Annotated in this window: 25 protein-coding genes and 2 tRNA genes; 16 read left to right on the forward strand and 11 right to left on the reverse strand. The window is 71.4% G+C overall.

Going from position 1 to position 25,829, the window contains the following annotated elements:
• Nucleotides 1-405 precede the first annotated feature (405 nt).
• Both AB0C87_RS32495 and AB0C87_RS32500 read left to right on the forward strand, forming a co-directional pair.
• Nucleotides 406-1,422: a chaplin family protein gene (locus AB0C87_RS32495; protein ID WP_360581029.1), complete on the forward strand. Its 1,017-nt coding sequence runs from the start codon at nt 406-408 to the stop codon at nt 1,420-1,422.
• Nucleotides 1,423-1,532: 110 nt separating this feature from the next.
• Nucleotides 1,533-2,093 carry a class E sortase gene (locus AB0C87_RS32500; RefSeq protein ID WP_345177996.1) on the forward strand — a complete coding sequence of 187 codons (561 nt, stop codon included), beginning with the start codon at nt 1,533-1,535 and terminating at the stop codon, nt 2,091-2,093.
• A 50-nt stretch (nt 2,094-2,143) separates the two neighbouring features.
• On the opposite strand, the gene AB0C87_RS32505 is transcribed toward AB0C87_RS32500, so the two are convergent.
• Nucleotides 2,144-3,109, reverse strand: a complete 966-nt coding sequence (locus tag AB0C87_RS32505; protein WP_345177998.1) for a matrixin family metalloprotease — start codon at nt 3,107-3,109, stop codon at nt 2,144-2,146.
• A gap of 426 nt (nt 3,110-3,535) precedes the next feature.
• On the opposite strand from AB0C87_RS32505, the gene AB0C87_RS32510 reads away from it, so the two are divergent.
• The 5 genes from AB0C87_RS32510 (at nt 3,536) to AB0C87_RS32530 (ending at nt 9,407) form a co-directional block, all read left to right on the forward strand.
• The gene (locus AB0C87_RS32510; RefSeq protein WP_345178001.1) at nt 3,536-4,570 is read left to right on the forward strand and encodes a PRC and DUF2382 domain-containing protein; all 1,035 of its coding nucleotides are present in this window, start codon (nt 3,536-3,538) and stop codon (nt 4,568-4,570) included.
• A 489-nt stretch (nt 4,571-5,059) separates the two neighbouring features.
• Nucleotides 5,060-6,988: a glycoside hydrolase family 3 N-terminal domain-containing protein gene (locus AB0C87_RS32515; protein WP_360581032.1), complete on the forward strand. Its 1,929-nt coding sequence runs from the start codon at nt 5,060-5,062 to the stop codon at nt 6,986-6,988.
• 174 nt (nt 6,989-7,162) lie between these two features.
• On the forward strand, nt 7,163-7,999 hold the full coding sequence (locus AB0C87_RS32520) for a patatin-like phospholipase family protein (protein WP_360581034.1): 837 nt from the start codon (nt 7,163-7,165) through the stop codon (nt 7,997-7,999).
• A 1-nt stretch (nt 8,000) separates the two neighbouring features.
• Complete coding sequence (locus AB0C87_RS32525; protein ID WP_345178009.1) at nt 8,001-8,990, forward strand: 1-acyl-sn-glycerol-3-phosphate acyltransferase; 990 nt, start codon at nt 8,001-8,003, stop codon at nt 8,988-8,990.
• 12 nt (nt 8,991-9,002) lie between these two features.
• A complete protein-coding gene (locus AB0C87_RS32530) occupies nt 9,003-9,407 on the forward strand; it encodes an RNA-binding S4 domain-containing protein (protein WP_345178010.1) in 405 nt (134 codons plus the stop codon).
• Here AB0C87_RS32530 and AB0C87_RS32535 read toward each other — a convergent pair.
• Nucleotides 9,404-10,786: an MFS transporter gene (locus tag AB0C87_RS32535; RefSeq protein ID WP_345178012.1), complete on the reverse strand. Its 1,383-nt coding sequence runs from the start codon at nt 10,784-10,786 to the stop codon at nt 9,404-9,406. The genes AB0C87_RS32530 and AB0C87_RS32535 overlap by 4 nt on opposite strands.
• A gap of 122 nt (nt 10,787-10,908) precedes the next feature.
• A complete protein-coding gene (locus tag AB0C87_RS32540; protein ID WP_345178014.1) occupies nt 10,909-11,337 on the reverse strand; it encodes a hypothetical protein in 429 nt (142 codons plus the stop codon).
• A gap of 216 nt (nt 11,338-11,553) precedes the next feature.
• On the opposite strand from AB0C87_RS32540, the gene AB0C87_RS32545 reads away from it, so the two are divergent.
• Nucleotides 11,554-12,129, forward strand: coding sequence for a helix-turn-helix domain-containing protein (locus AB0C87_RS32545; protein ID WP_353834551.1), 576 nt, complete (start codon nt 11,554-11,556; stop codon nt 12,127-12,129).
• Complete coding sequence (locus AB0C87_RS32550; protein ID WP_353834552.1) at nt 12,126-13,388, forward strand: MFS transporter; 1,263 nt, start codon at nt 12,126-12,128, stop codon at nt 13,386-13,388. The genes AB0C87_RS32545 and AB0C87_RS32550 overlap by 4 nt, the downstream gene beginning before the upstream one ends.
• An 8-nt stretch (nt 13,389-13,396) precedes the next feature.
• Here AB0C87_RS32550 and AB0C87_RS32555 read toward each other — a convergent pair whose 3' ends face one another.
• The 4 genes from AB0C87_RS32555 to AB0C87_RS32570 all read right to left on the reverse strand — a co-directional run bounded on the left by AB0C87_RS32555 (nt 13,397) and on the right by AB0C87_RS32570 (nt 17,585).
• Complete coding sequence (locus tag AB0C87_RS32555) at nt 13,397-14,086, reverse strand: class I SAM-dependent methyltransferase (RefSeq protein ID WP_360581038.1); 690 nt, start codon at nt 14,084-14,086, stop codon at nt 13,397-13,399.
• Nucleotides 14,087-14,254: 168 nt separating this feature from the next.
• Nucleotides 14,255-14,962 carry a sugar transferase gene (locus AB0C87_RS32560; protein WP_345178178.1) on the reverse strand — a complete coding sequence of 236 codons (708 nt, stop codon included), beginning with the start codon at nt 14,960-14,962 and terminating at the stop codon, nt 14,255-14,257.
• Between the two features lie 243 nt (nt 14,963-15,205).
• Nucleotides 15,206-16,702 carry an alpha/beta fold hydrolase gene (locus AB0C87_RS32565; protein ID WP_360581040.1) on the reverse strand — a complete coding sequence of 499 codons (1,497 nt, stop codon included), beginning with the start codon at nt 16,700-16,702 and terminating at the stop codon, nt 15,206-15,208.
• 139 nt (nt 16,703-16,841) lie between these two features.
• Complete coding sequence (locus AB0C87_RS32570; RefSeq protein WP_345178022.1) at nt 16,842-17,585, reverse strand: class I SAM-dependent methyltransferase; 744 nt, start codon at nt 17,583-17,585, stop codon at nt 16,842-16,844.
• 125 nt (nt 17,586-17,710) lie between these two features.
• On the opposite strand from AB0C87_RS32570, the gene AB0C87_RS32575 reads away from it, so the two are divergent.
• Together AB0C87_RS32575 and AB0C87_RS32580 are read left to right on the forward strand one after the other, a co-directional pair.
• Nucleotides 17,711-18,646, forward strand: coding sequence for an AraC family transcriptional regulator (locus AB0C87_RS32575; RefSeq protein ID WP_345178024.1), 936 nt, complete (start codon nt 17,711-17,713; stop codon nt 18,644-18,646).
• Nucleotides 18,647-18,757: 111 nt separating this feature from the next.
• A complete protein-coding gene (locus AB0C87_RS32580) occupies nt 18,758-19,111 on the forward strand; it encodes a DUF4190 domain-containing protein (RefSeq protein WP_345178026.1) in 354 nt (117 codons plus the stop codon).
• Between the two features lie 49 nt (nt 19,112-19,160).
• On the opposite strand, the gene AB0C87_RS32585 is transcribed toward AB0C87_RS32580, so the two are convergent.
• Nucleotides 19,161-19,604 (reverse strand): hypothetical protein, encoded by a 444-nt coding sequence (locus AB0C87_RS32585; RefSeq protein ID WP_360581042.1) that lies wholly within the window; start codon nt 19,602-19,604, stop codon nt 19,161-19,163.
• A gap of 266 nt (nt 19,605-19,870) precedes the next feature.
• Between AB0C87_RS32585 and AB0C87_RS32590 the strand changes: the two genes are divergently transcribed.
• The 5 genes from AB0C87_RS32590 (at nt 19,871) to AB0C87_RS32610 (ending at nt 23,550) form a co-directional block, all read left to right on the forward strand.
• Nucleotides 19,871-20,362 (forward strand): hypothetical protein, encoded by a 492-nt coding sequence (locus tag AB0C87_RS32590; protein WP_345178029.1) that lies wholly within the window; start codon nt 19,871-19,873, stop codon nt 20,360-20,362.
• Between the two features lie 124 nt (nt 20,363-20,486).
• Nucleotides 20,487-21,131: a DUF6461 domain-containing protein gene (locus AB0C87_RS32595; RefSeq protein ID WP_360581044.1), complete on the forward strand. Its 645-nt coding sequence runs from the start codon at nt 20,487-20,489 to the stop codon at nt 21,129-21,131.
• Nucleotides 21,132-21,213: 82 nt separating this feature from the next.
• Nucleotides 21,214-21,807 carry an SUKH-4 family immunity protein gene (locus AB0C87_RS32600; RefSeq protein ID WP_353834559.1) on the forward strand — a complete coding sequence of 198 codons (594 nt, stop codon included), beginning with the start codon at nt 21,214-21,216 and terminating at the stop codon, nt 21,805-21,807.
• 112 nt (nt 21,808-21,919) lie between these two features.
• The gene (locus AB0C87_RS32605; RefSeq protein WP_353834560.1) at nt 21,920-22,969 is read left to right on the forward strand and encodes a right-handed parallel beta-helix repeat-containing protein; all 1,050 of its coding nucleotides are present in this window, start codon (nt 21,920-21,922) and stop codon (nt 22,967-22,969) included.
• Between the two features lie 59 nt (nt 22,970-23,028).
• Complete coding sequence (locus AB0C87_RS32610; protein ID WP_360581046.1) at nt 23,029-23,550, forward strand: NUDIX domain-containing protein; 522 nt, start codon at nt 23,029-23,031, stop codon at nt 23,548-23,550.
• 140 nt (nt 23,551-23,690) lie between these two features.
• Here the strand turns inward: AB0C87_RS32610 and AB0C87_RS32615 are convergent, their stop codons facing one another.
• The 3 genes from AB0C87_RS32615 to AB0C87_RS32625 form a co-directional block, all read right to left on the reverse strand.
• Nucleotides 23,691-24,746: a TIGR03118 family protein gene (locus AB0C87_RS32615; RefSeq protein WP_360581048.1), complete on the reverse strand. Its 1,056-nt coding sequence runs from the start codon at nt 24,744-24,746 to the stop codon at nt 23,691-23,693.
• Between the two features lie 782 nt (nt 24,747-25,528).
• Nucleotides 25,529-25,602 (reverse strand) — tRNA-Phe (locus AB0C87_RS32620).
• A 21-nt stretch (nt 25,603-25,623) separates the two neighbouring features.
• Nucleotides 25,624-25,701: transfer RNA gene (locus AB0C87_RS32625), tRNA-Asp, on the reverse strand.
• Nucleotides 25,702-25,829 lie beyond the last annotated feature (128 nt).

Genomic DNA, 25,829 nt, shown 5'->3' on the forward strand with positions numbered 1-25,829 from the left:
CGGTGGGCGTAGCGGCGCGGGTAGTGGTGCAGCAGGTCGCCGACCGTGTGCAGGTCGAGGCCCTTCTTCAGCGCGTTGGCCGTCTTGTCGCCGAGTGCTGAACCGGCAGTACCCGGCGGTGCCGTCCGCCGCCGACCCGGGCACCTTCCGCCGTACGGCGCTGCGCGACGTCGCCGCGCCCGGCGGCCCCTCCGTCGTCCCCGACTAGGAACCCCCGTCCGGCCGCGAACGGCCGGCTCACGGCGGCCGCGTGCGACGCACGCCGCGCGCCCTCACCTCGATCTTTACCGGAAACGCAACGGCCGCGCCTGGCCGCTGCCAGTCCTGCGCCCACCCGGATGGTGCCGCGCAGCGATCACCACCGATCACCACCGATTCGCAAAGAACCGACAGGAGCAACACATCATGCGTATCTGGTCCAGGAACACCGGCCGCGCCGCTCTGGTGGCCGCGAGCGCCCTCGCCGTCGGAGCCGCCTTCGCCACCGCGGTCCCGGCCAGCGCCGACGAGTCGTTCGGCGGCGGCCACGGCGGCCGCGGCGGGGTCGACATGACCAGCGCCGGCAACTTCGGCCTGCTGAACGGCACCCAGGTGTTCGCGCCGATCAGCATCCCCGTCAACGTCTGCGGCAACGCCATCGCGGTCGCCGGGCTCTCGCGGGCCCAGTGCAAGGGCGGCGCGTCCGTCAAGAGCAACCACCGGCAGGCCGACTCGGGCTACCGGACGGCCGGCGACTGGGGCGGCGGCGGCTGGGGCGGCCACGAGGGCGGCCACGGCGGGGTCGACATGACCAGCGCCGGCAACTTCGGGCTGCTGAACGGAACCCAGGTGTTCGCGCCGATCAGCATCCCGGTCGACGTCTGCGGCAACGCCGTCGGCATCCTCGGCGCGGCGCAGGCCGCGTGCAAGGGCGGCGCGTCCGTCAAGCGGCACGGCGACCCCAAGGTGAAGATGACGAGCGCCGGCAACTTCGGCGCCGCGAACGGCACCCAGGCATACATCCCGGTCAAGGCCCCGATCAACGTGTGCGGCAACGCCGTCTCGCTGCTCGGCCTCGCCGAGGCGCAGTGCAAGGGCGGGGCGACCGTCGAGGAGGGCCACGGCCACAAGGAGCTGCCGCCCACCCTGCGGACGCCCAAGAAGAAGAAGCCGTACAAGCCGTCCAAGCACCGTCCGGCCGCCAAGCACAAGAAGCTGCCCTCGACGATGCGCTCGGAAGGCCAGCGCATCGCGAACACCGCGCCGAAGACCGCCCCGAACTACCGCCGCGCGGACGCCCTGCCCGCCGTCAAAGGGTTCGTGGACGGGCTCAGGCGCACGGTGAAGGTGCCCGGCGTGGACGTCAAGCCCGGCCAGATCGGCCCGAAGGTGCCCGCGGGCAAGGACACGCCCGTCACCCTCGGTTCTCCGATCCTGCGCTGAGCACGTGTCGGCCTGGATGACGATCCGCGGCCGATGAACAGCGGAGAAGGGGCGGCAGACGTGCCGCCCCTTCCCATGCCAGCAGAGTCCCGAGCTATGGAGAGGGAGCCATGCTCGACCGAAAGTCCCTGTTCGCGGCGGCTCTCGCCGCGTGCTGCGCGGTGCCCGTCCTCGGCGCCGTGACCGGGGCGCGGGCCACCGGAACGGCGGCCGCCGCTCCGGCGGCGGCCACCGCCGCCCGGCCCCGGACCGGCGCGATGATCGCCCAGATCCGGATCAGGCGGATGGGCCTGAAGATGGGCGTCCGGCAGGGCGTCACCGAGGCCGTGCTGCGGCGCGGCGTCGGGCACTACCCGGGGACGGCGCTCCCCGGGCGGGAGGGCAACGCCGTCCTGCTCGGGCACCGGACGACCTGGCGCGCCCCGTTCTTCCAGCTCGACCGGCTGCGGCGCGGTGACCGGATCGTCCTGCGGGTGGGCCGCCGGTCCTACGTCTACCGGGTGCGGACCAGGCGCGTCGTCGACCCGCGGGACCGGCGGGCGCTGGAGCCGGTCCCGTTCAAGCGGGCCAGCGCGCCCCACGGCAGGTACCTCACGCTCGTCACCTGCACGCCCAAGGGCTCGGACCGGCACCGCCTCGTCGTCGTCGGCAGGATGGACTCCGGGCGCTGACCCGCGCTCCCGCGGCGGGACGCTGGGACGGTGCGTGCGGCTCGCGCCGCTCAGCGCCCGCCGTAGAGGGCGATCAGCCCGTCGTAGTCGCCCTTGCCGAGCGTGGCGGGCCCGTTGTCGCAGGACGCGAGGGACGGCGTCATCGTGAGCATGCGGTGCTCGGCGCCCTCCACGTGGGAGAGGCCGAAGACGTGGCCCGCCTCGTGCGCCGCGACCGCCTCGGCGGAGTAGCTCCCGGACGGGCACGTCCCGCCGGTCCACCACCGCTTGCCCCGCGCCTGCACGGCCATGTCCGTCTCGACCGTCGTCGGGCCGGAGAACCACGTGCAGGTCGCCGCGAGGACGGGCGCCTCGGCGCTCGGCATGGCCAGCCAGCCGAACGTGTTGACCCGGTCCCGGGTCCCGCACGCGGCCGAGCTCGTCACGTTCGGGGGCCTGCTGCTCTGGCCCGCGTAGCTCTCGGTCACGTCCGGCGAAGGCGTGAAGCGCCCCGTGTTCGTGCAGTCGGTGCGGGCCTCGGGGACGGCGGCCACGCCTCTGGCGATCGGATCCCTCGGCAGCCCGGCCGTGCCGGCGTAGTAGTTCCACCGGACGGCGGTGCCCTTCGGCCACTTGCTGGACTGGGGACGGTACGCGCCGTCCTGGCACGCCTGCGCCGGCGCCCGGAACTGGCGCGGCCTGCCCTGCGGCACCCGGTCGCCGTGCGTCCCGATCGTGATCTCACCCGCCCGGGAGTTCACCCCGATGTGCAGCTCGGCGGCCCCGTCGGTGCGCAGCGCGTACGCGATCAGGGAGGTCCCGTCGGACGGGACGGTCGCCGTGAGGCCGTTCGCGCCGCGCACCGTCCGGCCGCGCAGGTCGCAGTCGGCGATCTTGATCTTCTGCGGCATCGCGCGGGCGGTGAGCGTCCCGCCGGGCTTGCACCAGCTGGGCGGGCGCCGGACCGCGGCGGTCCCGGCGTCCGTGAACGCCGTGCACGCCAGGGCGGCCGCAACCGCCGCCGCCGTGGCCGCCACCGCGGCCGCCCGTGGGGCCGCGAGTGAGGCCGGCTCCGCCGTTGACCGCCGGCCCGGCCGAGAAAAGTCGCGCATATCGGTTCTCCGATGTGTGGGAACGTCCCTCGCAGTCTTCGCGCGGAGCGGGGCCGGGAAAACCGCGCCCGGATAAAATGATCACCATCTTGACAAAGGTGCCATTCGCCAATGAGTTACTTGTGGGTATATGTCGGAAAAGGTGTGATGGAGACCGTGGGGTGGTCGCTGTAAATATGTGGTAAATCGTTCCCTATAGTTCTGCAAACGCGTTTATAGCGACCGTGTCCGGAAAAGCAGCAGGTAACGCGGCAACTCGGGATCAACTGAACACCGCTACCGATAGGCGGGCTCCACCTCCCCCCGGCCCCCCGCCGTCCGGAAGCGTTCACGGAAGCGGAGGTGCTCAACGTGCAGACGCAGACACAGGTGCGGGAGCTCATGGGGATGAGCGTGACCGACACCCATGGGACGAAGGTCGGCACGGTCAAGCAGGTCTACCTCAACGACGACTCCGGTTCCCCGGAGTGGGTGACCGTGCACACCGGCTGGTTCGGAATGCGTGAGAGCTTCGTCCCGCTGTCCGGGGCCCGCAAGGCCGAGGACGCCCTGCAGGTCCCCTACGACAAGGAGACCATCAAGGGAGCCCCGAACGTCGACGCCGACGAGCACCTGTCGCATGCGCAGATCGTGGACCTGTACAGGCACTACGGAGTGCGTCCCCCGGGCGGCCGCCGCACGGGCGGGGAGACGGACACGGGCACTTCCGAGAAGACGGCCGAGAGCGCGGGAACGGCGGGAACGACCGGCACCACCGAGCCGGGCGAGGCCGTCGGCACGCGCGGCGCCGCCGAGACCGCGGGCACCACCGGAACGGCCGGAACCACCGAGGCCGCCGGGACGACGGGGACCGCGGGGACCACGGGCGCCGCGGGAATGGCCGTCCACCCCGAGCGCGGCAAGCGCGGCCCGGCGGGCGAGCGGGCCGGCGGGCGGGCCATGCCGCCCCAGTCGGCGCGCGAGGGCGCCGAGGCGCCGATGACCGAGATCACCCGGTCGGAGGAGCAGCTGCGCATCGGCACCGAGCGGCACGAGGCGGGCCGCGTCCGGGTGCGCAAGTGGATCGAGACCGAGACGGTCGAGCAGACGATCCCGGTCTCGCACGAGGAGATCCGGATCGACCGCGAGCCCATCGCCGGCGGCCGCCCGGACCCGGAGGTGACGATCTCCGAGGCGGACCAGGAGATCATCCTCTACGAGGAGCGCCCGGTCATCTCCAAGGAGACCGTGCCGGTCGAGCGCGTCCGGCTCCGCACCGAGCAGGTGCAGGACGAGCAGACCGTCCGCGGCGAGCTCCGCAAGGAGCGCATCGAGGTCACGCGCGACGACGGCGCCCGCGGCCCCCGTCCCGAGGGGCGCGGGGAGGGCGGCGAGCCCTCGGCGTGAACGCCTTCCGCGTGACCTGACACCGACCACCCCGGATGGCGGAGCGTCCCGCCGGTCGATACTCACCCGCCGGCCGGCGGGGCACCCGCTCCGGCGCTTCGCGGCGGCCGGTCTCCGCACCGGCGCCTGGTGGCCAGGTGTGGCCGACGGGGCCGGAGTTGCGGCATGTTCCGGCGGACGCGCGCGTCCCGGAAGCACGGCGGCCGGACGGGTGGGGCCTGTGCGCCCTCCACCTGTCCGGCCTGCTTTGTTCGGTCCATGATTCAACGTGTGAACTTAGTTCCCGTCAAGCCCTCTTCCATGTTTTCCACAAGGCCGCGGCCGGGCCGATGAAGATCCGTTGACAGCCGCCCGGCGGCGGGGGAGGTTCCAGATGACGTCGCCGGCGCAGGGGTCACGGCCGTCCGGGCGAGCCGTGACCCCTGCGTCCGGCCGTGCGTGGTCCGCCGGGCCGCGCGGCGTCCTTCGGAGCGACCCAGGAGGGACGAGTTGCCACACTCCCGCAGACGTGCCGTCGCCACCCGGATCGGGCGATCACTGGTCGCGCTCGCGACCGTCGCCGCCCTTCCGCCGGCCCTCGCGGCGCGGCCCGCCACGGCCGACGCCCCCCGGCAGGCCCCGTACCTGAACCCGCGGCTGCCCGCGGCGGACCGGGTGAAGGACCTGCTCGGCCGCATGACCCTGGAAGAGAAGGTCGGCCAGATGGCGCAGGCCGAGCGCGGCGCGATCGACGGCGACCGCGACCAGATCACGAAGCTGGCCCTCGGGTCGGTGCTGTCCGGCGGCGGATCGACGCCCGCCGGCAACACCCCCGCGGGCTGGGCGGACATGGTCGACGCCTACCAGTCCAAGGCCCTGGCGACCCGCCTGAGGATCCCGCTCCTGTACGGGGTCGACTCGGTGCACGGCCACAACAACCTCGTCGGCGCCACCGTCTTCCCGCACAACATCGCGATGGGCGCGACCCGCGACCCCGGCCTCGTCCGCCGGGAGGAGCAGATCACGGCCGTCGAGACGAAGGCGACCGGCCCGCAGTGGGTGTTCGCGCCCTGCGTCTGCGTCACCCGCGACCTGCGGTGGGGGCGCGCCTACGAGAGCTTCGGCGAGGACCCGCGCCTCGTGATCCAGATGGAGACCGGCCTGGAGGGCTTCGAGGGACGGCGCGAGAGCGACCTCGCCACGAACCGCCACGTCCTGGCGACGGCCAAGCACTTCGCCGGCGACGGCGACACGGTGTTCGGCTCCTCCACCAGCGGCACGTACACCATCGACCAGGGCGTCACCGTCACCGACCGGAAGCACTTCGAGGCGGTCGACCTCGCGCCCTACGTCGTGGCGGTCAGGAAGTACGGCGTCGGCAGCATCATGCCCTCGTTCTCCAGCGTGGACTGGAAGGAGGACGGCGTCGGCGACCCGGTCAAGATGAGCGCGCACAAGGAGCTGCTGACCGACGTCCTGAAGAAGAAGATCGGGTTCGACGGCTTCCTCATCAGCGACTGGGAGGCCATCCACCAGATCCCGGGCGACTACGCCACGCAGGTCCGCACGTCGGTGAACGCCGGCATGGACATGTTCATGGAGCCCTACAGCACGCCGCAGTTCGTCCAGACGCTGCTGGCGGAGGTGCGGGCGGGCCGCGTGGCGACGTCGCGGATCGACGACGCGGTGAGCCGCATCCTGAAGGCGAAGTTCGAGCTCGGCCTGTTCGAGCACCCGTACACCGACCGCTCCAACGCCGGGACGATCGGGTCGCCCGAGCACCGCGCGGTCGCCCGTGAGGCCGTCGCCAAGTCGCAGGTCCTGCTGAAGAACTCCGGGAACGCGCTGCCGCTGCGCAAGGACCGGCGCGTCTACGTGGCCGGGGCCAACGCCGACGACATCGGCAACCAGGCCGGCGGCTGGACGGTCACCTGGCAGGGCTCGTCCGGCCCCATCATCCCGGGCACGACGATCCTGGACGGCATCAGGCAGAACTCGTCCCATGTCACCTACAGCCGGGACGCGTCGGCGCCGACCGCCGGCAGCGACGTCGGGATCGTGGTGGTCGGCGAGAAGCCGTACGCGGAGGGCGTCGGCGACGTCGGCAACGGCCACACGCTGAACCTGTCCGACGCCGACCGGGCCGCGGTCGACAAGGTCTGCTCCGCGATCAGAACCTGCGTCGTCCTGGACGTCGCGGGGCGCCCGCAGATCGTCACCGACCAGCTGGCGAAGACGGACGCGTTCGTCATGTCCTGGCTGCCCGGCAGCGAGGGCGCGGGCGTCGCGGACGTCCTGTTCGGCAGGCGCCCGTTCACCGGCAGGCTCCCGGTGACCTGGCCGCGCAGCGAGGCCCAGGAGCCGATCAACGTCGGCGACCGCGACTACCGGCCCCTGTTCCCCTACGGATACGGCCTGAGGACCCGCGTCCGACCCTGACCGGCGTCCGGCGGCGGGACCGGTCGCCTTCGGGCGGCCGGCCCTGCCTTCATGGCCCCGCAGGTCATCGGCCCGCCCGCCCAAAGCCCGGTTTATCCCGCTTCCGATGGGTGAGGCTGCCTCCAGCGCCCGACGGGCGGTGCACGCTGCTGGATCGGCACAAGGGGAGACCGGGTGGAACGGGAGCCGCGGACGGCGTTCGTCCTCGGGGGCGGGGGCGTGCTCGGCGCGCACGAGGTCGGCATGCTCCGGGCGCTGCGGGAGACCGGCGTCCGCCCCGACCTCGTCGTCGGAACCTCGATCGGCGCGCTCAACGGCGTGTTCGTCGCGGCCGGGCCGGACGCGGCGGTCGAGCGGCTCACCAGCCTGTGGTCGGACGAGTCCGTCCGCGACGTGTTCGGCTCGCCCGTCCTCGCCCGGCTGTGGAGGCTCGCCCGGTCCGGCACGCACCTGCACTCCAACGAGCCGCTGCGCCGCATGCTGGACGAGTTGCTCCCCGTCCCGTCGTTCGAGGACCTGGAGGTCCCGTTCCAGTGCGTCGCCGCCGGGATCGAGACCGCGATGGCGCACTGGTTCACCGGGGGCCCGCTGATCCCGGCCGTGCTCGCGTCGTCGGCCGCGCCGGGGCTGCTGCCGCCCGTCCGGGTGGGGGAGCGGCACTACTACGACGGCGGCCTCGTCCACAGCATCCCGGTCAGCCGGGCCGTGATGCTCGGCGCCACCGACATCTACGTCCTGCACGTCGGCCGGATCGAGCGGGACCTCGCGCCCCCGCGCCGGCCCTGGGAGGTCGGCCTCGTCGCGTTCGAGATCGCGCGCCGGCACCGGTTCTTCGAGGAGATGGCGAACCTCCCGGAGGGCCTGACGGTCCACGTCCTGCCCGCCGGGGCCAGGTCGCAGAAGGCGGGGGTCGACCTCACCCAGGTCCGCTACAGGAACGCGTCCGGAATCCAGGCTCACATCGAACGCGCCTATCAGGCATCTTTGAATTACCTGAAAGAGCGAGCGTGAGATGCTGCCACCCCGATTCGTGCGCCGCCTGGTGTGCACGCCCCTGCTGTTCGTCCTGACCCTTCTGGTCGTGGTGCTGTTCCCGGTCGCCTTCGCGGTGACGTCCCTGGCCGGGCGCGAGCGCAAGCGGGCCCAGCGCCTGCTCTGGTTCAGCCTCACGTGGGGGACGCGGGAGACGGCGGCCGTCCTGGAGTGCGGGTGGCTGTGGCTCCGGCGCCGCACCCACGACGACCGGCACTACGACATCATCCGCCGCTATGTCGGCGCCCTCTACGCGTCCGCGCAGCGGCGGCTCGGCCTGCGCGTCGAGGTGGACGGCACCTGGGACGGCACTGGTGACGGCCCTGGGGACGGCTCGGCCGCCGACCGGCCCCTGATCGTGCTCAGCCGGCACGCCGGGCCGGGCGACGCGCTCCTGATCGTCCACCACCTGCTGTCCGAGTACCGGCGCCGCCCCCGGGTGGTCATGAAGGCGCTGCTCCAGCTCGACCCCTGCATCGACATCGCCGCCAACCGGATCCCGAACGTGTTCGTCACCCCGGGCGGCGCCGCGGACGCCGTCGGCGAGCTCGCCGAGGGACTCGGCCCCGGCGAGGCGCTGCTGATCTTCCCCGAGGGCGGCAACTTCTCCCCGGAGCGCCGCCGCCGCGCGATCCGCCGGCTGGCCCGGATGCGCCGCGCGGACGAGGCGGCCCGCGCCGCCGCGATGCGCAACGTGATGCCGCCGCGGCCCGGCGGAGTGCTGGCCGCGCTCGACTCCGCCCCGTCCGCCGACGTGGTGTTCGTCGCGCACTGCGGGCTCGACCACATGGCCACGGCCGGGGACGTCTGGCGGCGCGTGCCGCTGACCGGACCCGTCCGGGCCCGCTGGTGGCGCGTGCCCGCCGAGGACGTTCCCGGCGACCGCGACGCCCGCGTCAGCTGGCTCTACGAGAACTGGGAGCGCGCGGACGCGTGGATCAGCGCGCAGCGGGCGCCCGCGCCGAAGTGACATCATGGACGCATGGGCGATGAGGGGTCCGTGCGGGTCGATCTGTGGATCTGGTCCGTGCGGCTGCTGAAGACCCGCTCGATGGCGTCGACCGCGTGCCGGGCGGGCCACGTCCGGGTGAACGACGAGCGCGCCAAACCGTCCACCTCGGTCAAGCCGGGCGACGTCGTCAGGCTCCGCCACGACGGGCGGGAGCGCGTCGTCGTCGTGCAGAAGACCATCCGCAAGCGGGTGTCCGCGCCCGTCGCGCAGGAGTGCCTGATCGACAGGAGCCCGCCCCCGCCGCCGCGCGAGGCGCTCATCCCCATCGGCCGCCGGGAGCGCGGCGCGGGCCGTCCCACCAAGCGCGACCGCCGCGAGCTCGAACGCGTCCTCGACCGCTACCGCATCCTGAACGAGCCCCCGAAGGACGACTAGGAGCCGGTGGCGTAGCGGCGTTCGGACTCCAGCGCCGACGCCACGTCCCGCGGGTAGGCGCGCCGCGCCCTGAGCAGCAGCAGACCGTTGCCCAGCAGCGGTATCAGCGCCAGCAGGAACACCCGGTCCAGGCCGACGCCCGCCGCCCGGCCCGCCCCGAGGACCCCCGACAGCCAGCCGAACAGCACCGGCGCGGCCGCCTCCCCGGACATGCGCACGATCGTCCGGATGGCCTCCGCGCGCCCCCACAGCCGGAAGTGGACGACGTCCAGCCGCACCGCGTCCAGCGGCGGGTTCGCCGCGGCCAGCGCGGCGGAGGCGAGCGTGAACAGCGGCAGCGCGACCAGCGCCCGGTCGGTGAGCAGCGCGGGCAGGAACAGCAGCGCCGACGCGGCGAACGCCACGCCCGGCACACCGACCCGCGAGGTCACCCGCCCGCCGCGCAGGAGCCGGTCGGCCAGCCGCCCCCCGACCAGCACCCCGGCCAGCGCCGCCGCCCCGGCGACCGGCAGGAACGCCGACAGCCCGCCCTGCCCGACCGCGTACCGCTCCATCACGAAGACCAGCGCGAACGTGCGCATCCCGGCGAAGAAGAAGTAGCCGACCGCGGACGCCAGGATGATGATCACGTTCGTGCGGATGGCGAGCACGTACCGGGCCGCCTGCGCCAGCGTCATCCGCTCGGGATCCTGCGCCAGGACGTTGCGCGGGTCCGGGCGCACGCCCGCCCGGTCCACCTGCCGCTGCGCGAGCTCCTCCCCGCCCCGCCCGCCGGAGGTCCCCTGCGCGCCGCGCGCCGGCTCGGGCAGCATCCTCCACAGCAGCACGGCCAGCACGAACCCCAGGCCCGCGACGAACCAGAACGAGACCCGCCAGCTCGCGAACGCGGCGATGTTGCCGCCCGCCAGCAGCCCGAACCCGACCCCGACCAGCTCTCCGGCGAGGATCCGCCCGTACGTCGCGGCCCGCTCCTCGGGCGGGAACAGGTCCCCGATCAGGGACGCCACCGTGGGTCCCGCCGTCGCCGTCACCGCGCCCAGCGCCACACGCGACGCCAGCAGCCACTCGTACGACTCCGCCAGCCCCCCGAGGACCATCGCGGCGCTCCACAGCACCACGCTGCCCGCCAGCAGCGGCACCCGCCGCACCCGGTCGGTGAGCTGCCCCACCGGCACCGTCGCTATCGCGCCGACCGCCGCCGGCGCGGCCGTCAGCACCCCGACCTGCGTGTTGCCGATGTGCAGGGAACTGCGCAACTGGTGGACGATCGCCCCGATGACCCCGGTGTCCGCCGCGTTCAGCGCGAGGACGCAGGCCATCAGCACCACGACGCGCGCCCGGCGCCTCCCGCCCAGCCGGTCCGCCAGCGCGGTGCTCATCCGCCTCCACGGCCGCGGGGCCGACGCCGGTGCCATTGCGCTCTAGTGCCCTCGCGCGGCCGGGGTATGTCCCGGCCGCGACCGTGATGACCTGGGGTTCCGCTGTCCGCCCTGCCCCGGCGTCAGTCTCCGCGCGCCCCGGCGGGCGGGGCGATGAGCGCGTACATCAGCAAAATGCACAGCGCGATCGTCAGCACCGACCAGATCGGGAACGCGGCCAGGAACGCCAGGTGCCCGAGGGCGGCGAGGAAGGCGAACACGACCCCGACCACCCGCGCCCACATCTTCCCGGTCAGGATCCCGACGCCGACGACGACCTGCAGGGCGCCGAGGACGAGCCAGTACCAGCCCCACGCGGTGAAGTTGAAGACCAGGATCTGGTTGGAGTTCACGACGTAGTAGCTGTCCTTGAACAAGGCCACCACCCCGTCGATGACGTTGAACGCGCCCACCACCATGGAGAGCACTCCCGCGAAGGTGAGCCATCCGGAGAGCTGGTAGCTCTGGCCCGTCGATACCGATCGGCCCCCGTGGGTCATCCTCGTCGTCATGAGACCTCCCGATCGAGCTGCATGTTCATGTCGAGAAGTCCCCTTTATTGCATATTAGGCAAACCATGCCGCCCAGTTATTTGACGTCCCTTTGAGGCAAATGTGGCGGCGGTGTGCCCCCACCGTCCGCTCCGCCCGCCGGGCTTCGCGGTCCGGCCTCCCCATGTTGTGCAAGAAGTCTTGCGCAATAGTTCTTGTGCATGTGACGATGGTCGCATGACCGAGCCGAACGACGTGCCCAAGGTGACCGACTCGCGAGTGCTGGCCGCGATGTCGCACCCGCTCCGGCGGCGCCTCCTGGACGTCCTCAAGGTCCACGGCCCGTCCACCGCCAGCACTCTCGCCGACCGGACCGATCAGGCCGTGGCCAACATCAGCCACCACCTGAAGGTGCTCGCCGCCGCCGGCCTGACCGTCGAGGCGCCGGAACTCGCCAGGGACCGCCGCGAACGCTGGTGGCGGCTCGCCGCACCGGAACTCCGCTGGGTCACCGGCGACTTCGACGACGACCCCGCCCGCCAGGCCGTGGCCGGCGCGGCCGTCTCGCTCGCCCTCGACCGGCAGATCGGCCTGGTCCGCGCCTGGCACGCCGTCCGGGAGCAGCGGGGGGCATGGAACGGCGCGGCCTTCTCCGCCGACACGTGGCTGCACCTCACGCCCGCCGAACTGGGCGAGCTGGAACAGGAACTCCTCGCCCTGCTCGCCCGGTGGGAGCGGCGGGACGTCCCGGACGACGGGCAGGCCCGCGAGCCGGTCTTCCTGTTCGCCCACGGCGTCCCGGCCGAACCGTGACCACCGCCCCGCCCGCCTCCGCCCCCGCGCGCGGCGGCCTCGGCGGGCACCGCGACTTCCGCCTGCTCTGGATCGGCCAGGCCACCGGCAGGCTGGGAAGCAGCGTCACCGGCGTGGCCCTTCCGCTGGCCGCGGTCGCCGTCCTCGACGCGAGCACCTTCCAGGTGGCGCTGCTCTCGGCCGCGGCCTGGGCGCCCTGGCTGCTCCTGGGCCTCCCGGCGGGCGCCTGGGTCGACCGCCTGCCGCGCCGCCCGGTGATGCTCGCCTGCGACCTCTCGGCCCTGCTGCTCTTCCTCAGCGTCCCGGCCGCCGCCTGGCTCGACCGGCTGACCGTCGCCCACCTGGCGGCCGTCGCGCTGGGCGCCGGCTGCGCGGGCGTGTTCTTCCAGACGGCCTACCAGGTCTACCTGCCGTCCCTGCTGGACCGCGGCGACCTGGCCGCGGGCAACGCCAGGGTGCAGGCGACCGAGGCCGCCGCCCAGGTCGGCGGCCCTGGGCTGGCGGGGCTGGTCATCCACCTCGCGGGAGCGGTGAACGCCGTCCTTCTCGACGCGGCGAGTTACCTCGTCTCGGCCGCCTGCCTGCTGGCGATCCGGACCCGCGAGGCCCGCCCCGCCCGCGACCGGCGCGGGACGCTGCGGCAGGAGATCGCCGAGGGTCTTCGCTTCGTGGCCCGCGACCCCTACCTGCGGGTGCTGACCCTGTTCTCCGCCGCCAGCAACATCTGCCTGTTCGGGTACCAGTCGATCCTGGTGGTGTTCCTCGTCCGCGAGGTCGGCGTCAGCCCGGCCACGGTCGGCGTCCTCGCCGCCGCGACCAGCCTGGGCGCCGTCCTCGGCGCGGCCGCGGCCTCCGTCCCGTCCCGCCGCTTCGGCTCGGCCCGCACCCTGCTCGCCGCCGAGATGGGCGCCGCGCCGTTCGGCCTGCTGGTCCCGCTCGCCGCACCGGGCGCGGGGCTGCTCCCGGCCTTCGCGGGAGGGTTCGTCATCGCCGCGGGCGTCGCCGCGGGCAACGTCCTCAAAGGGACCTTCCGGCAGGCCTACAGCCCCCGCCCGCTGCTCGGCCGGATCACCGTGAGCATGCAGCTGGTCAGCTACGGCACCATTCCGCTCGGCGCCCTGCTGGGCGGCGCACTGGGTACGGCCCTGGGCGTCCGTCCCGCCATGTGGATCACTACGGGCGCGCTGGCGCTCTCAGGGCTGACGCTCCTGGCAGGCCCCCTCCGCCACGACCGAGACCTCCCGTCGAGTCCCGGCTGAGCGCGGGTTCAGCCCGGCGATCCAGGCTTGCGCGCCAGCACGAGCCGTCCCCGCGGACTGCCGTCCGCACGCGTCCCCAAGGCCGCCAACGGGACGGTCGTCACCCCGAACCCGGCCGCTGCCAGATCGCTCCGGAGCGCGTTCAGCGGACAGGTCCGGTAGTACATGACGAACGGGGGACGCCACACCGCGTTCCGGACCCGCATGACCAGATCGAACCCGAGCAGCGCCCAGTACAGGCGGGACATGATGGGCGGCGGCGCCCCCACGGGGAAGGTGAAGAGCCCGCCGGGCCGCAGCGCCCGGTACACCCCGCCGAAGAGCGCGGGCCGCTCCGCGGGCAGCAGGTGCCCGAGCGCCCCGAAGGTGACCGCCAGGTCGAAGGCTCCGTCGAAGGGCAGGGCCCGGACATCGGCCCGCACCCATCCGGCCTCCGGATGAGCCCGCCGCGCCTGTTCGAGCATGCCCGCGCTGAAGTCGACGCCCGCACTGCGCGCATCGCACACCCGTCCGAGCACCCGCATGCCCGCGCCCGTGCCGCAGCACACGTCCAGGCCCTCACCGAACGGCCCGTACGGCAGCAGCGCCTCGGCGGTCGCGTCGAGGACTCTGTCGGGCGTCCGGAAGGGCGTCTCGTCGAACTTCGGAGCCAGCAGGTCGTACCCGCGCTCGACCGACGACAGCGCCTGAACCGCCAACTCCCGCAAGGAAGGGCCCCGAGCCGAGAACACGCCCCAACCCTACTTCCAGGGAGCCGGAAGCCCGCGCCTCACTCCTCGGCGCCGCGCTCGGCGTCCGGGCCAGGTGATCGGAGGGTGAGGAGGGCGCGGTCGGTGACCGCGCCCTCCCTGTCGACGCCCGGTGACCTACGAGGCGCGGCTGAGGAAGGACCAGCCGATCTTCGCCGTGTCACCGAGGATTCTCAGGTCCCGCTCCAGGCTGGCGCAGTGCGCGTCCTCGATGTCGTCCTCCGACCGCCGAAGCAGGAACCCTTCACTCTGCGGTTCCAGGCCAATGCTCCTGTTCCCGAACGTGCTGTACATGCCGGGCCGGCCGATGGTCGTCGCCCAGTCCCACTCCCTGTACACGGAAGAGGGCAGGACTTCTTTCATCAGCTGCCGGTCGAAGCGCAGCAGGGGACGCGGGTTGGCCATCGACATGTGCCCGCGGAGCACGTGGTACACCTCCAGGAACTGGTCGAAGGTGCCCTTGCGCAGAACTTTCCCGCGGCGGGTCGCCCGAGGGTCGTCGGAGCCGCGGCTCGCGTCCGTCCCCCGGGTGTCCCGCATCGTCCGGACGTGAACGAGCCTGAACGGGACGCCGTCCTTGCCGATCCGCCACTGGCGGAAGAGCGGCGCACGGCCGTCCTCCAGGAACATCAGCGAAGCTCCGACGGCGGCCGTTGGCACGAACACCGGGGAGATCGCTGTGGCGATCAGCAGGTCGAGCGCCCTTTTCTCAGCGCTGAGAGTCCAGGCGGGTCCGGTCAGATTCGCTCCAGGGAGATCCGAGATCGTTTCCCGGATCGCCCCGAGCCTCTGCTGCAGTGCATGCAGCGGTTCTTGTTCTTTCATTTCGTTTGCGGGCACAGGATCAAGGTGCCCCCTCCTTCAGCCCTACTCTGTCGGTGGGACGAGGGGGAAGCCACCTATTCCGGTCCGTCACTGCATGAGTCTCCGGACGACCGCACACCCCGACGCCGACCGAAATATCGCGGCGACCGCTCAGAATGGCTTGGGCCGGAATCGCGGATCGTTCCCGAACCGGGTCTTCCTACGAAGGCCGAAGCCGCGCTGCCGGTTCGGGTTCCGAGCCGGTCAGGGCCGTACGGGGGCGGGTGGGATGCCGGCCAGGCAGGAGGTGCCGGGGACCCGCAGGTCGCGGATGAAGCCCGTCTGGATCGCGGCCACGCAGCCGCTGGGTTCCTGTTCGGCCACGTGACCGACGTTGGGCACCTCCACCACCGCGGCGCGGCGGAACTGGCGCGCGGCCTGCCGGCCCACGGCCGTCGGGGTGTTGGCGTCCAGGTCACCGGACACGACCAGCACCGGGACGTCGGGGAACGGCCCGCCGGTCGGCTGCACAGGGCCGCGGCGGTCCGGCCAGCGGACGCATGCGTCGCCCTGGTCGTAGCTCATGCTGGTCCAGGCCGTCTTGCCGAACGGCCAGTAGGCCCGCTCGGGCAGTGCCGCGCGCCCGGCGGAGAACTGCCGGAGGCGGGCGGCGACCGGCGCCCGGCGGTTCCACAGCGTCGGGTAGTCGTTGCACATCACGGCCGCGGCCAGTTCGGGATTGAAAGGCTGCTGCTCCTCTCGGCGGAGCGCCGACCCGCTCAGCGGTGCCACCCGCCGGGCGGCGTCGACCAGCGCCGTGGTGTCGCCGCGCAGGGCGTCGCGGACCATCGCGGGAACGTCGCCGATCCCGGCGGGGGCCGATTTGGCCGAGTCGTAGACGATCGCGGCCAGTGCGGTGTCGTCCAGCAGCCGCTGCGGGCCGTCCAGCGTGTAGGGGACCGGGCGTGCGCGCAGCCGCTGGGCGAGCCGCGCGACGTCGCGCAGGACCCGGTCGCCGTCGCAGGCGCCGGCGCTGCGCCCGCACACCAGCCGCAGCGACCGGCGGGCGGCGCTCGCGTTGGGGCGCGCCCACATGTCGAAGTCGAGCGGGTAGGCGCTGGAGAGCACCACCGAGCGCACGCGGCCCGGATGCCGCTGGGCGTAGACGGTCATCAGGTAGGTGCCGTAGGACTCTCCGAGCAGGTCCAGCCGCTCGATCCGCAGCCTGGCGCGGACGGCGTCGATGTCGTCGGCGGTCTCGGCCGAGGTGTAGCCGCGCCCGCGAGCCCCGAGGGTCCGGCCGCACTCGCCGATCGCCCGGACGAAGCCGTCACGGGTGGCGGGCAGCGAACCGAGGGCCCCGCAGGCGACCGGGTCGGAGCGGTTCACCCCGCGCGGATCGACCAGGAGAAGGTCGTGGTCCTCCAGCAGGGCGCGGTACATCTGCGCGTACTGGGAGGCGGACGCGATCGCGGAGTTGCCGGGACCGCCGGGGTTGATGGTCACCGTCCCCTTGACGGGCCGGGAGGTGTCGCGGTGCCCGATCAGCGCATAGGCCACGGTGGTGCCGCCGAGTTCGGGACGCGCCCGTACCAGCGGCACCCGCACCGTCCCGCACACCGCACGTGCCACCGGCACGCACTCGGCCGGCCCGCTCCGCGGCGTCCCGGCCGCCCCTGCCTGCCCGGCGGCCATGCCGCCGGACGCGATCACGGCGGTCGCGGTCGCCAGCATGCCCGCCGTCCTGAAGATCAGTCCCATGCGGGGAGCATGATCGCTCGCTGGCCGACCGCGCATCGTCCCGCAAGGGGAACCCGCCGCCGATACCCGAGAGGGACTCGGCCTCGGTGCGTGCCGAGGCCGGGATGCGCGGGCGACCGCCGCGAGTCGCCCGCCCGTTTCAGCGCGAGGGGCGGGTCGCCCGCACGAAGGCGACCCGGCCGAACCTCAGGTCGGCGTGCGCGACCTCCCGGGCGTCGTCGAACCCGGCCTCGGCGAGCAGCGCGATGACGCCGTCGCCGTGGTCACGGGACGCGACCGGGCCGTGCGCTCCCTGGGAACGCTTCGACCAGGGCAGGTGCCGGAGCGCATGGGCGAGGCCGCGGCCGTGGCCGTGCTCGTGGTGGCCCTCGTCCCCGGCGTCGGAGGAGGGCCCGCCGAAGTCGGCGACGGTGACCGTTCCTCCCGGACGAAGTGCGCGCAGCGCGGCGCGCGCGAACGCGCTCCGGCCGTCGTCGTCGAGGTGGTGCAGGGCCAACGCCGAGACCACATGGTCGAGCGAGGCGTCCTCGGCGGGGAGGCGGTCGGCGTACCCCTGCACGAGCGTGAGGTCGACGCCGCGGCGCCGAGCCTTGCGGGCGGCCCTGCGAAGAGCGTCCGCGTCGGGATCGAGACCGGTCACTCGCGCGGCGGGCTGGGCGGCGAGCACGGCGAACGACAGGTTGCCCGTCCCGCAGCCGACGTCGACCACCGTCTGGCCCGGTCCGATGCCGGCGAGCCGGGCGGCGCGCTCGTGCAGGGCGCGGACCCCGACCACCCTGGAGAAGACGTCATAGAACGGGAGGAGCCAGGTCTTGCCCGCTCCAGGCAGGAACGGGCGGTCCCGCTCCTCCGGGGTTCGCTGGTCGAGGATGCGTACGTCCATGGGTGGGTGCCCCTTTGCGCGTCCGGTGGCGGGTCTGCCGCGAGAAGCCGGTGGCAGACTTGGGTGCCGTCACCGCCAAGTCTTGGACATTTCGCGGCCGACCAGCAGGACATACCTTTGGAGTCATGGGACATTCTTCGGTCGGCACCTCGCTGGGCCCCCCGTCGAGGCTGCGCACGACACGGTTCGACGGGACGCCCGTCTACCGCTACCAGCAGCGCCCCGGGCTGCCTCCCGTCACGGTGACCCGCTTCGACGCCGAGACCGCCCACGCCGACCTGCCGCCGGACCACCGGCACGCCCACGACTTCCTCGTCCTCGTCTACGTCGAGGAAGGCGCGGGCTCGGTCGCCATCGGAGGCGTCGAGCGGCCGCTGCGCACCGGGGAGGTCCATGCCGTGTCGCCGGGGCAGGTCATCGGCGTCACGGAGGTCGCCGAACTCGCCCACAGCCGCGCGTGGTCGGTGGCGTTCACACCGGACGCCGTTCCCGCCCTGGCCTCGGTCTCCCCGCTGACCTGGACGCACCACCCCCTGCTGGCCCTCTTCGCCCCTGGCGCGGGGCACGCTCGGGTCGCCGAATCCCACCGACCAGGATGGTCGGCGCTCCTGGCGGACCTGGCCGGGGAACTCGCCGACCCGAGCCGTCTCGGGGCGCGCGAGGCCGTCTCCGCCACGCTCACCCGGCTCCTGGTCGCGGCCGCGCGGCTGGCGCCCGCCGCCCCGGGCGGCCCGGACCCCCTCGTCGAGCGGGTCTTCGCCGAGATCGAGGCGACGTTCCGCGAACCGGTCTCCGCCGCGGACGTCGCCCGCGCGCTCGGCTACACCCCCGGACACCTCACGACCGTGCTCCGCAGGCGTACCGGCCGCCCCCTCCTCGAATGGATCACCGAACGGCGCATGATCGAGGTCCGGCGGATGCTGCGCGAGACCGATCTGCCGCTCGACGCCGTGGCCGCCCGGACGGGACTGCGCGACGCCGCCTATCTCGTCCGCCGCTTCCGCAACCGCTACGGCGTCACCCCGCAGCGATGGCGCCGCGCCGAGCGGGCCTGGCCATGACGACGCGGTGCCGTCGGCGTCCAGCCTCGTCGACGGCGCGTCAGGGCGTCGGCGCGTCCTGCCGGTGAGGGTTGCCGCTGGTAGGGTGCCCAGCGATCCGAGGGGGCGATCATGAGCTGTGCCGCGGAGCGGCGAACCGGACCGAGCGGCAACCGGCCGGCGAAGGTGAGCCTGTTCTTCGCCGGCTTCGGCGTCGCGGCTCTGGCGAGCTTCGCCACGGGCATCGCCTGGATCAATCCGGCGGTGTTCGTCGGTCTGGCGATGCTGTCCGCACTGGCGGCGATCATCGCCGGGCATGTCGGCCGCTTCCGGGGCCGCCGCCTCGACGGGGACGGGCGCGGAATGGCGCTGCTGGGGATCGTCCTGGGCTGGCTGCTGATCCTCGTCTGCGTGCTGGCGGTCGTCGTGGTGCTGGGGCTTATCACCGGCCTGGCCGTGCTCTCCGATGCCGCCGGCAGTGGATGACGCCGGCTCGCCGACTCTCACGTCGCCGGTCGCCGGGCCTTGACGTCGTTCATCCGTCGTAGGGGCGTTCAAGGGTGTGGAGGGACGGGCCGTCGACGACGGTGTCGGCGTGACCGCCGGCCTTGGAACCGACCTTGAGTTCGATGAACTCGTGGCCGCCACCAGCGTAAATGAGCGAAACCGGAAACGTGATGAAGGTGCCCTCGGTGTTCCAACTCGTCGACCGAGCGCTTCCGACGTCGAAGGCCACGAGACGCGGCCCGCTCGACAGAAACGCTTCGCAGTCGGAGTCCCGGGAGCTGTCGTCCTGCATGGCGCAGGCCTTCATCCAGTTGCGGCCCCGCACGAGATCCAGGTAGCTCACCAGGGCCGCGCGAGCTCGTGCCTCGTCTCGTTCCTTCGCGGCGTGACCCTTGGAGACGAAGGACCACACCCCGATGAGGCAGCAGATCAGGAGGACAGCGAGCCAAGCTGACCGGCGCGGGCGTGCCATGGCGGTGAGGCTACGCGATGCGTCCCCGACGAGATACGACGATCACGGATCGCCGTCGACGGCAGCGCCATGTCACGACAGCGTGCAATCGTCTCCGCTTCAACGGCCTTCGCTCGACAACGGCAATGAAAACGATTAACACTTTGAAACGATCTTCCGTATCGCTTGGGTCACGCTCCTGTGAGCGACTGGAAGATCGGGTCAGAATCCGGACGTTTTCGGTTACGTTTACGGCCATATCGGGCCCCCTCGCAAGGAGTACCCCCATGCGCACGAAGACGCGCCGTCTGGCCACCACCGTGGCCGCCTCCGCCCTGCTCGCAGGCGGTCTCGGCTACCTGGCCACCCCGGCCATGGCCTACACCGAGAAGTGCACCAGCTCGCAGGACACCACGATCGGCACTCCCGGCACCAACGTCAGCGTCCACATCAAGCTGTGCATCGTCGACAGCGGCGGCTACCACCAGGCGGTCGCCAACGGGACCTTCAGCGGTGGAGGCGGCACGACCGACAAGTTCGACAACTTCGACCTCAAGGTCCGGGTGGAGCGGTACGACTCCGTCTACGACACCTACACCTGCGACTTCACCAACCTGATCAACAACAACAGCAGCAGCGCCTTCTCGTGCGGCTGGGCCGTCTCCGGATCCTCCCTGAACTACGGATGGAGCGCCGACGGGGCGGTGAACTACGACATCAACCTCGACGGCCTGGGCGGCAAGACCTGGAATCTGACGGGCACCCCGACCATCTACTGAGCGGAAAACACGCGAGGCGTCCCTCCACCCGGATGGACGCCTCCCCGCACGCCGGGGGCCTGGAGCCGCCCCCGAAGCGACGGGCGCCGCCAGCCCAACCCTCGACGGTACGGTCAAGCGATCAGTGGCCGTATCGGAGGGCATCATGGCGGGTCCTGCACCTGGGCAGATCGAGCACTATGTGCAGATGTTCAAGCGATTGAGCGACCTCTCGGAGTACTTCTCCATCGAGGAGAACCTGTCGTGGACGGTGGTGCGCCCTCACAAGGCGCAGCTGACCGTGGAAGAAGTAGTACGCCGATTGCACGGCGAACCGGACGCCATCACGACGGACCGGCCCGCCGATTGCGTCTCCAACCTCGAATACGACGACCTGGCTGACACGGTTTTCCTTGAGCAGCGCGGCGACGCGGTCATCATCGTGGGATTCGGCACCGACACCGCCGAGGAAGAGACGCTGCGGCGGCTCAGCCAGAACGCCACCGTTCACACGGTGTTCTGGGCTATCAACAACTTCAACAGGCTCTCCTACATCGTCGACGGCGCGGTGGTCACCGAACTGGACACCCTGTGCCCCCTGGACCGGTGGGGTACCGACCCGGAGGCACTGGCCGACCACCTCGACGCGTTGCTCGACCTCCACGAGCGTTCCGACCCGGGCCCGGACTGGGAGACCGCGATGGCCACCCTTGAGTCGTTGACCGGGCAGCGCCTCGACGCCGACTGGTTCACCCGTCCACAACTGCTCGCAAAAGTGAACCGCCGTTAGCCGCACCCCCTGCTGTCATGACCGCATTCCTCAAGTGAGAGGCCGACGGCGGCATGCCGCCGCCAAGTTCGGAGTTTCGGCAATGCTTTTCGACGTCGCCCGCAGCGAACACGTCACCTTCTTCGGCGAGGAACGGCTCGCGACCCTGCCCGCCACCGCTTTCCCGCCCTCCGCCGCGGGAACTGAGGGCGCCCGTCTCCTGCAGACCGTCGGCGTACCGACCGGGACGTTCTGGTTGCGTGAACCCGACGAGGAATCCGGTCGGCTGGCCCTCGTCCATGAGGTCGTCAACACCGAGGGCTTCGAGGACGCGGGCGAATGGCCCGTCATCGGCTGGCTCCTCAACGCCCATCTCGCCCTCGACCCCGGTTCCGGCAAGGTGCACGCCTTCGATCCCGACGAGGAGACCGCGCAAGAACTCCACACGGACGTCTCCTCTCTCGTCCAGGTCACCTTCCGTTTCCAACGCCTGCTCGACGAGTTCACCTTCAGCGGCGACGAGGAAGCCGAGTTCGAGCGCCTGGAGCGCGAGGTCGCGCGTATCTGTCAGGAGACGAGCAGCATCGACCCGCTCCCCTTCCAGGACGACGAGACCGTCTGGTCGGTGGTGGGCGACGAAATCGCCGCGGGCCAGCGCTTCAAAGGCGACAGCCCGGGAGCCCGCTCGCATCGCTGATTGGGGCCGTCGAGTCGATTTTCGGGGCCCTAAGGCCCTAGGGACCGGGCATGGCGCTCCGTAGCGTTCCTGCTGATCAGTCGGGGGACCGATTAAGCAAGGAGCAGCATCCATGCGCCAGACCGCAATACTGATCGGCCTTTCCGCCGCCGTTGTGACGGCAGGAGGGCTGGTATCGGCGACGACGCTGGGCCCCACGCCTCTGAAGGCGACGTCGATAGGCGCCCAGGAGGCCGAGGAGATCGTCGTCCATGTGACTCCGGGAGGGAAGGCGGGAACGTCCGCCAAGCGGGGGAACACCGCCTCGTCCATGGCCGAGGCGGAGAAGATCCTGGAGGACAAGGGGGCGTCCAAGGCCACGGTGCTCGTCAAGGGCGGCACCTACAAGGACGAGGAATTCGAGTGGGACTACGCCCCGGCGGGCGGGGAGTTCACCGTCCGGCCCGAGTCGGGGACGGGGCGCGTGGTCTTCGACGGCGGCGGCCGCGACGGATACTGGGCCACCGTGCGCCCCGGCGCAGCGAAGATCCACTTCAGCGGCATGACCATCCAGAACTACACCGCGGGCGGCATCCTGTTCAGGGGCGACAAGGCCACCCGCAAGAAGATCAGCGGCGGTTCCGTCCGGGACATGACCTTCCGCAGGATCGGGACCAAATACGGTTCCGGCACGGAGGGGTACGGCGCCGTCCACATGTACTACTCGTGGAACATGAAAATCGAGAGGAACAACTTCTGGAACCTGGAGAACGACACGGTGCTCAGCCGCATCCACGGCGTCTACTTCTCCAACGGCTCTGGAAAGAACTCCGTGTCGGGCAACGCCTTCTACAAGGTCAGCGGTGACCCGGTGCGGGCGAGCGACGGTGCGAGCGGAAACCGGGTGACCGGCAACAAGTTCCAGACGACCGGCTGGTACGGCCTCTTCTCCTACTTCAAGTTCGACCGCGACCCGGTGTGCGGGAAGAACAACTACTTCGCCGGCAACACATACGGGAAGGTGTACCCCCGCCCCGGCCGCAAGAAGAGCTTCAAGAACCAGCCCGTCGATTGGGACAAGCGAGGAAAGCGCGGCGCCTGCAAGCCGGACCCGATCAAGGTCGGTCCGGGCAACCGGTACCGCCCCAACCTGCGCATCAGCATGGTAGGCACCGCCGGATGACCCTCACGGCCGACCACGTCTAGACGCACAATGCCCGTGTGACCCGTCCCAGAATCCGCGTGGCCGCCTACGTGATCAGACATCGCGACGCACCCGAACTCCTCGTCTTCGACCACGTGGGCATGCCCCAAGCCGGCACCCAGATCCCCGCCGGCGGCGTCCACCCCGGCGAGGATCTGGAACAAGCCGTCCTGCGCGAGGTCTTCGAAGAGACCGGCATGCGCACCGTCACGGTCGTCAACCAAATCGCCGTGGAAAACAAACCCCACCCCGACACCAACCAGCCGCGCAGGACCACGTACTTTCACCTTCAAGCGCCAGCCATCACGGCAGACGCATGGAACCACACGGTAAGCAGCGATGGAGACGACGCCGCCCTGACCTTCGCCTGCCGTTTCCACCCGCTACCGCTGACCCAGCCCCTGGCAGATAACCAAGACACCTGGTTGAACAGCATCAACCCCCAATGGGCCACCACGACCAACAACCGGTCCCGGACCGGCGCTCGCTCGCCCGCGCCTTCCGCACCCGTCCAAAGTCATCTGCGCTGCCTGCCCAAAGGAACGAGTCGAGGGCGTTGACGTTCGTGGAGTGCGAGATCCAGTTCGTCCGGCAGAGCTCCAGGAGTCCGAGGCGCGCAGGCGGGGCGTCGGTTGGCAGGACAGGCCCCTCGAAACGGAGACGGACCAGCGGCCGGCCCGGCCGCTGGTCACGCTCGTGTTCAGTGCAGGCGGGCCTTGCGCAGCAGGCCGACGAGGCCGTGCGTCTCGTCGTTCGGGCCGGCCGAGAACCAGACGGCGTCGGTGCCACCGGTCGTCGGCGTCCCGCGCAGGAGCGACCACAGGCCGTCGATCTCGATCGGGCGGCCGTCTGGCCGGCGCAGCGCGCCCCGCCAACGGCCATGCCGGGTGAAGGCGTTGATCCGGCCGTCGCCGAAGTTGCCGACGAGGACGTCTCCGGCGAAGTCACCGAATGATCGGGGCGCGATCACCAGCCCCCACGGCGCGTTCAGCGGACCGCGGGAGGCGAAGCGGTGATGGGAGCGACCGAACCGCCGGTACTCCACGACGAAGCCGAGCCCGGGGCCGGGGACGTCGTCCTCGGCGTCCGCATCCTGCTTGGCGTAGGTGACGAACACGGAGCGGCCGAGGACGGCGACGTTGAACGGCGCGAAGCCTCGTGGGATCGACGGGTCATTGAAGCGCTTGCCGGGCAGCCTGAGCCGCCGGAACCTCCCGTCGAAGACGTCGATGCGTCCGTTGTGGAAGTCGGTCGCCAGCAGGAACGCCCCATGGCGGGTGTGCAGCAGCGCCAGTCCCTTGTAGATAGCGCCTCGCGCGCCCGCCACGCGGACTGCGGTGGTCCCTGTGTTGCGGTTCCATGCGGTGATCGCGCCGCTCTCGCTGCTGAAGATGAAGGTGGCCGGCGCGCCCTTCACCGCGAACTCGGCGGTGTTGTTGAACACCTCTCCGGTGGGCGCGCCGCCCTCGACGGTGACTTCCAGCGCCTGCTTCTTCACGCCTTTCGCGCCGCCCGCGTACACGGTGGCGACGCCGGTGCCGTTGTTGGCGGCCCACAGCGGCCCGGTCGGGCTGAGCGCCAGGCCCCATGGGTTGACGAGCTTGGGGTCCTGAAGAGGCGCCCGGCCTGGGATGTCGGAGACCAGGTCGGTCTCGGTGAACCGGGTGTGCCGGCCCAATCCGTCGGCGCGGTCCGGGGTTTCGGCGGACGCGGGACGGGTCGGGGCCATTCCTGCCAGCAGGGCCAGGGCGGCCATGAGCATACCTAGAGTTCTTCGCATTCAGATCTCCCTGAATCGATCAGCGGGTCCGGTCGGACCGCGGCGATAATTACCCCGGGCAGGTTCCGCGAATCCGGCCGCCGCACCACGCGACGGAATCCTGACCAACAACGATGACCGCTTTACGTTTTGGGGCGATCAGTGCACCGCCCCGTAAACCCGAGCCCGAGGAACCAACCTCATGAGCTGGAAACCACCAACTCGGCCCGCCCGGACACCCAACTCGCGGGCTGAGCTGCAGGAAGGCGGGGCGAGGGGCCATCCACGGCCAGAGCACCAGAAGCCCCGCGGCAGCGACCGCCCCGCTTTCGCGCGCCCAACCACACAAGGCGATCGCCTCGGACCTCAGCCATGGGATCGCGCGCGAGTCAGGAGATTGACGCCCTCACACCAAGCCTCGGTAGCGGCGTCAGATGCCTACACCTTTGCAGTAATCACTCTTACTAGATTGGTCGGCCACTGGAGACCATGATCTGCTCCGCCCTATTTCTCGCGGGGGAAATTTCGCGAGTTAGATCAACACCATATATTCAAGGGACCTGGCCTCGTTCAGCTAAAAGTCGGCGTGGCGTCAGGGTGTCCTTGTCCAGGAAGGTCAGCCCGAAATGTCACCGAGAAGGCGCGCGAACCCGGCCTCGCCCGGTCCGGCGTACCCGCCGACCAGAACGAGTGGCGGCGCGGCTGGCCTGCGCCGGTTGCTGTCAAAATGAGACGCCCCGGGCCGTATGGCTCCGGGGCGTTTTCGCTGGTCTTTGAGGTGGGCAGGGGCGGGGTCGAACCGCCGACCTTCCGCTTTTCAGGCGGACGCTCGTACCGACTGAGCTACCTGCCCAGGACGCGTGTTGCGTGCGTCTGGCGGTCCTGACGGGATTTGAACCCGCGGCCTCCACCTTGACAGGGTGGCGAGCACTCCTAACTGCTCCACAGGACCTTGCGTCTCCGAGCCTATCGGCTCTGGAGGGGTGTCTTGGCCGGTGTTCCCGGCGCTTGGCGACGTCCGAGAGCATACGCGATGGCCGAGGGGGTCGCCAACTCGGTTACGCCGGGCGGGTGGGGGGA

It is taken from the genome of Actinomadura sp. NPDC048021, assembly GCF_040653135.1.
GTDB lineage: Bacteria > Actinomycetota > Actinomycetes > Streptosporangiales > Streptosporangiaceae > Spirillospora > Spirillospora verrucosospora.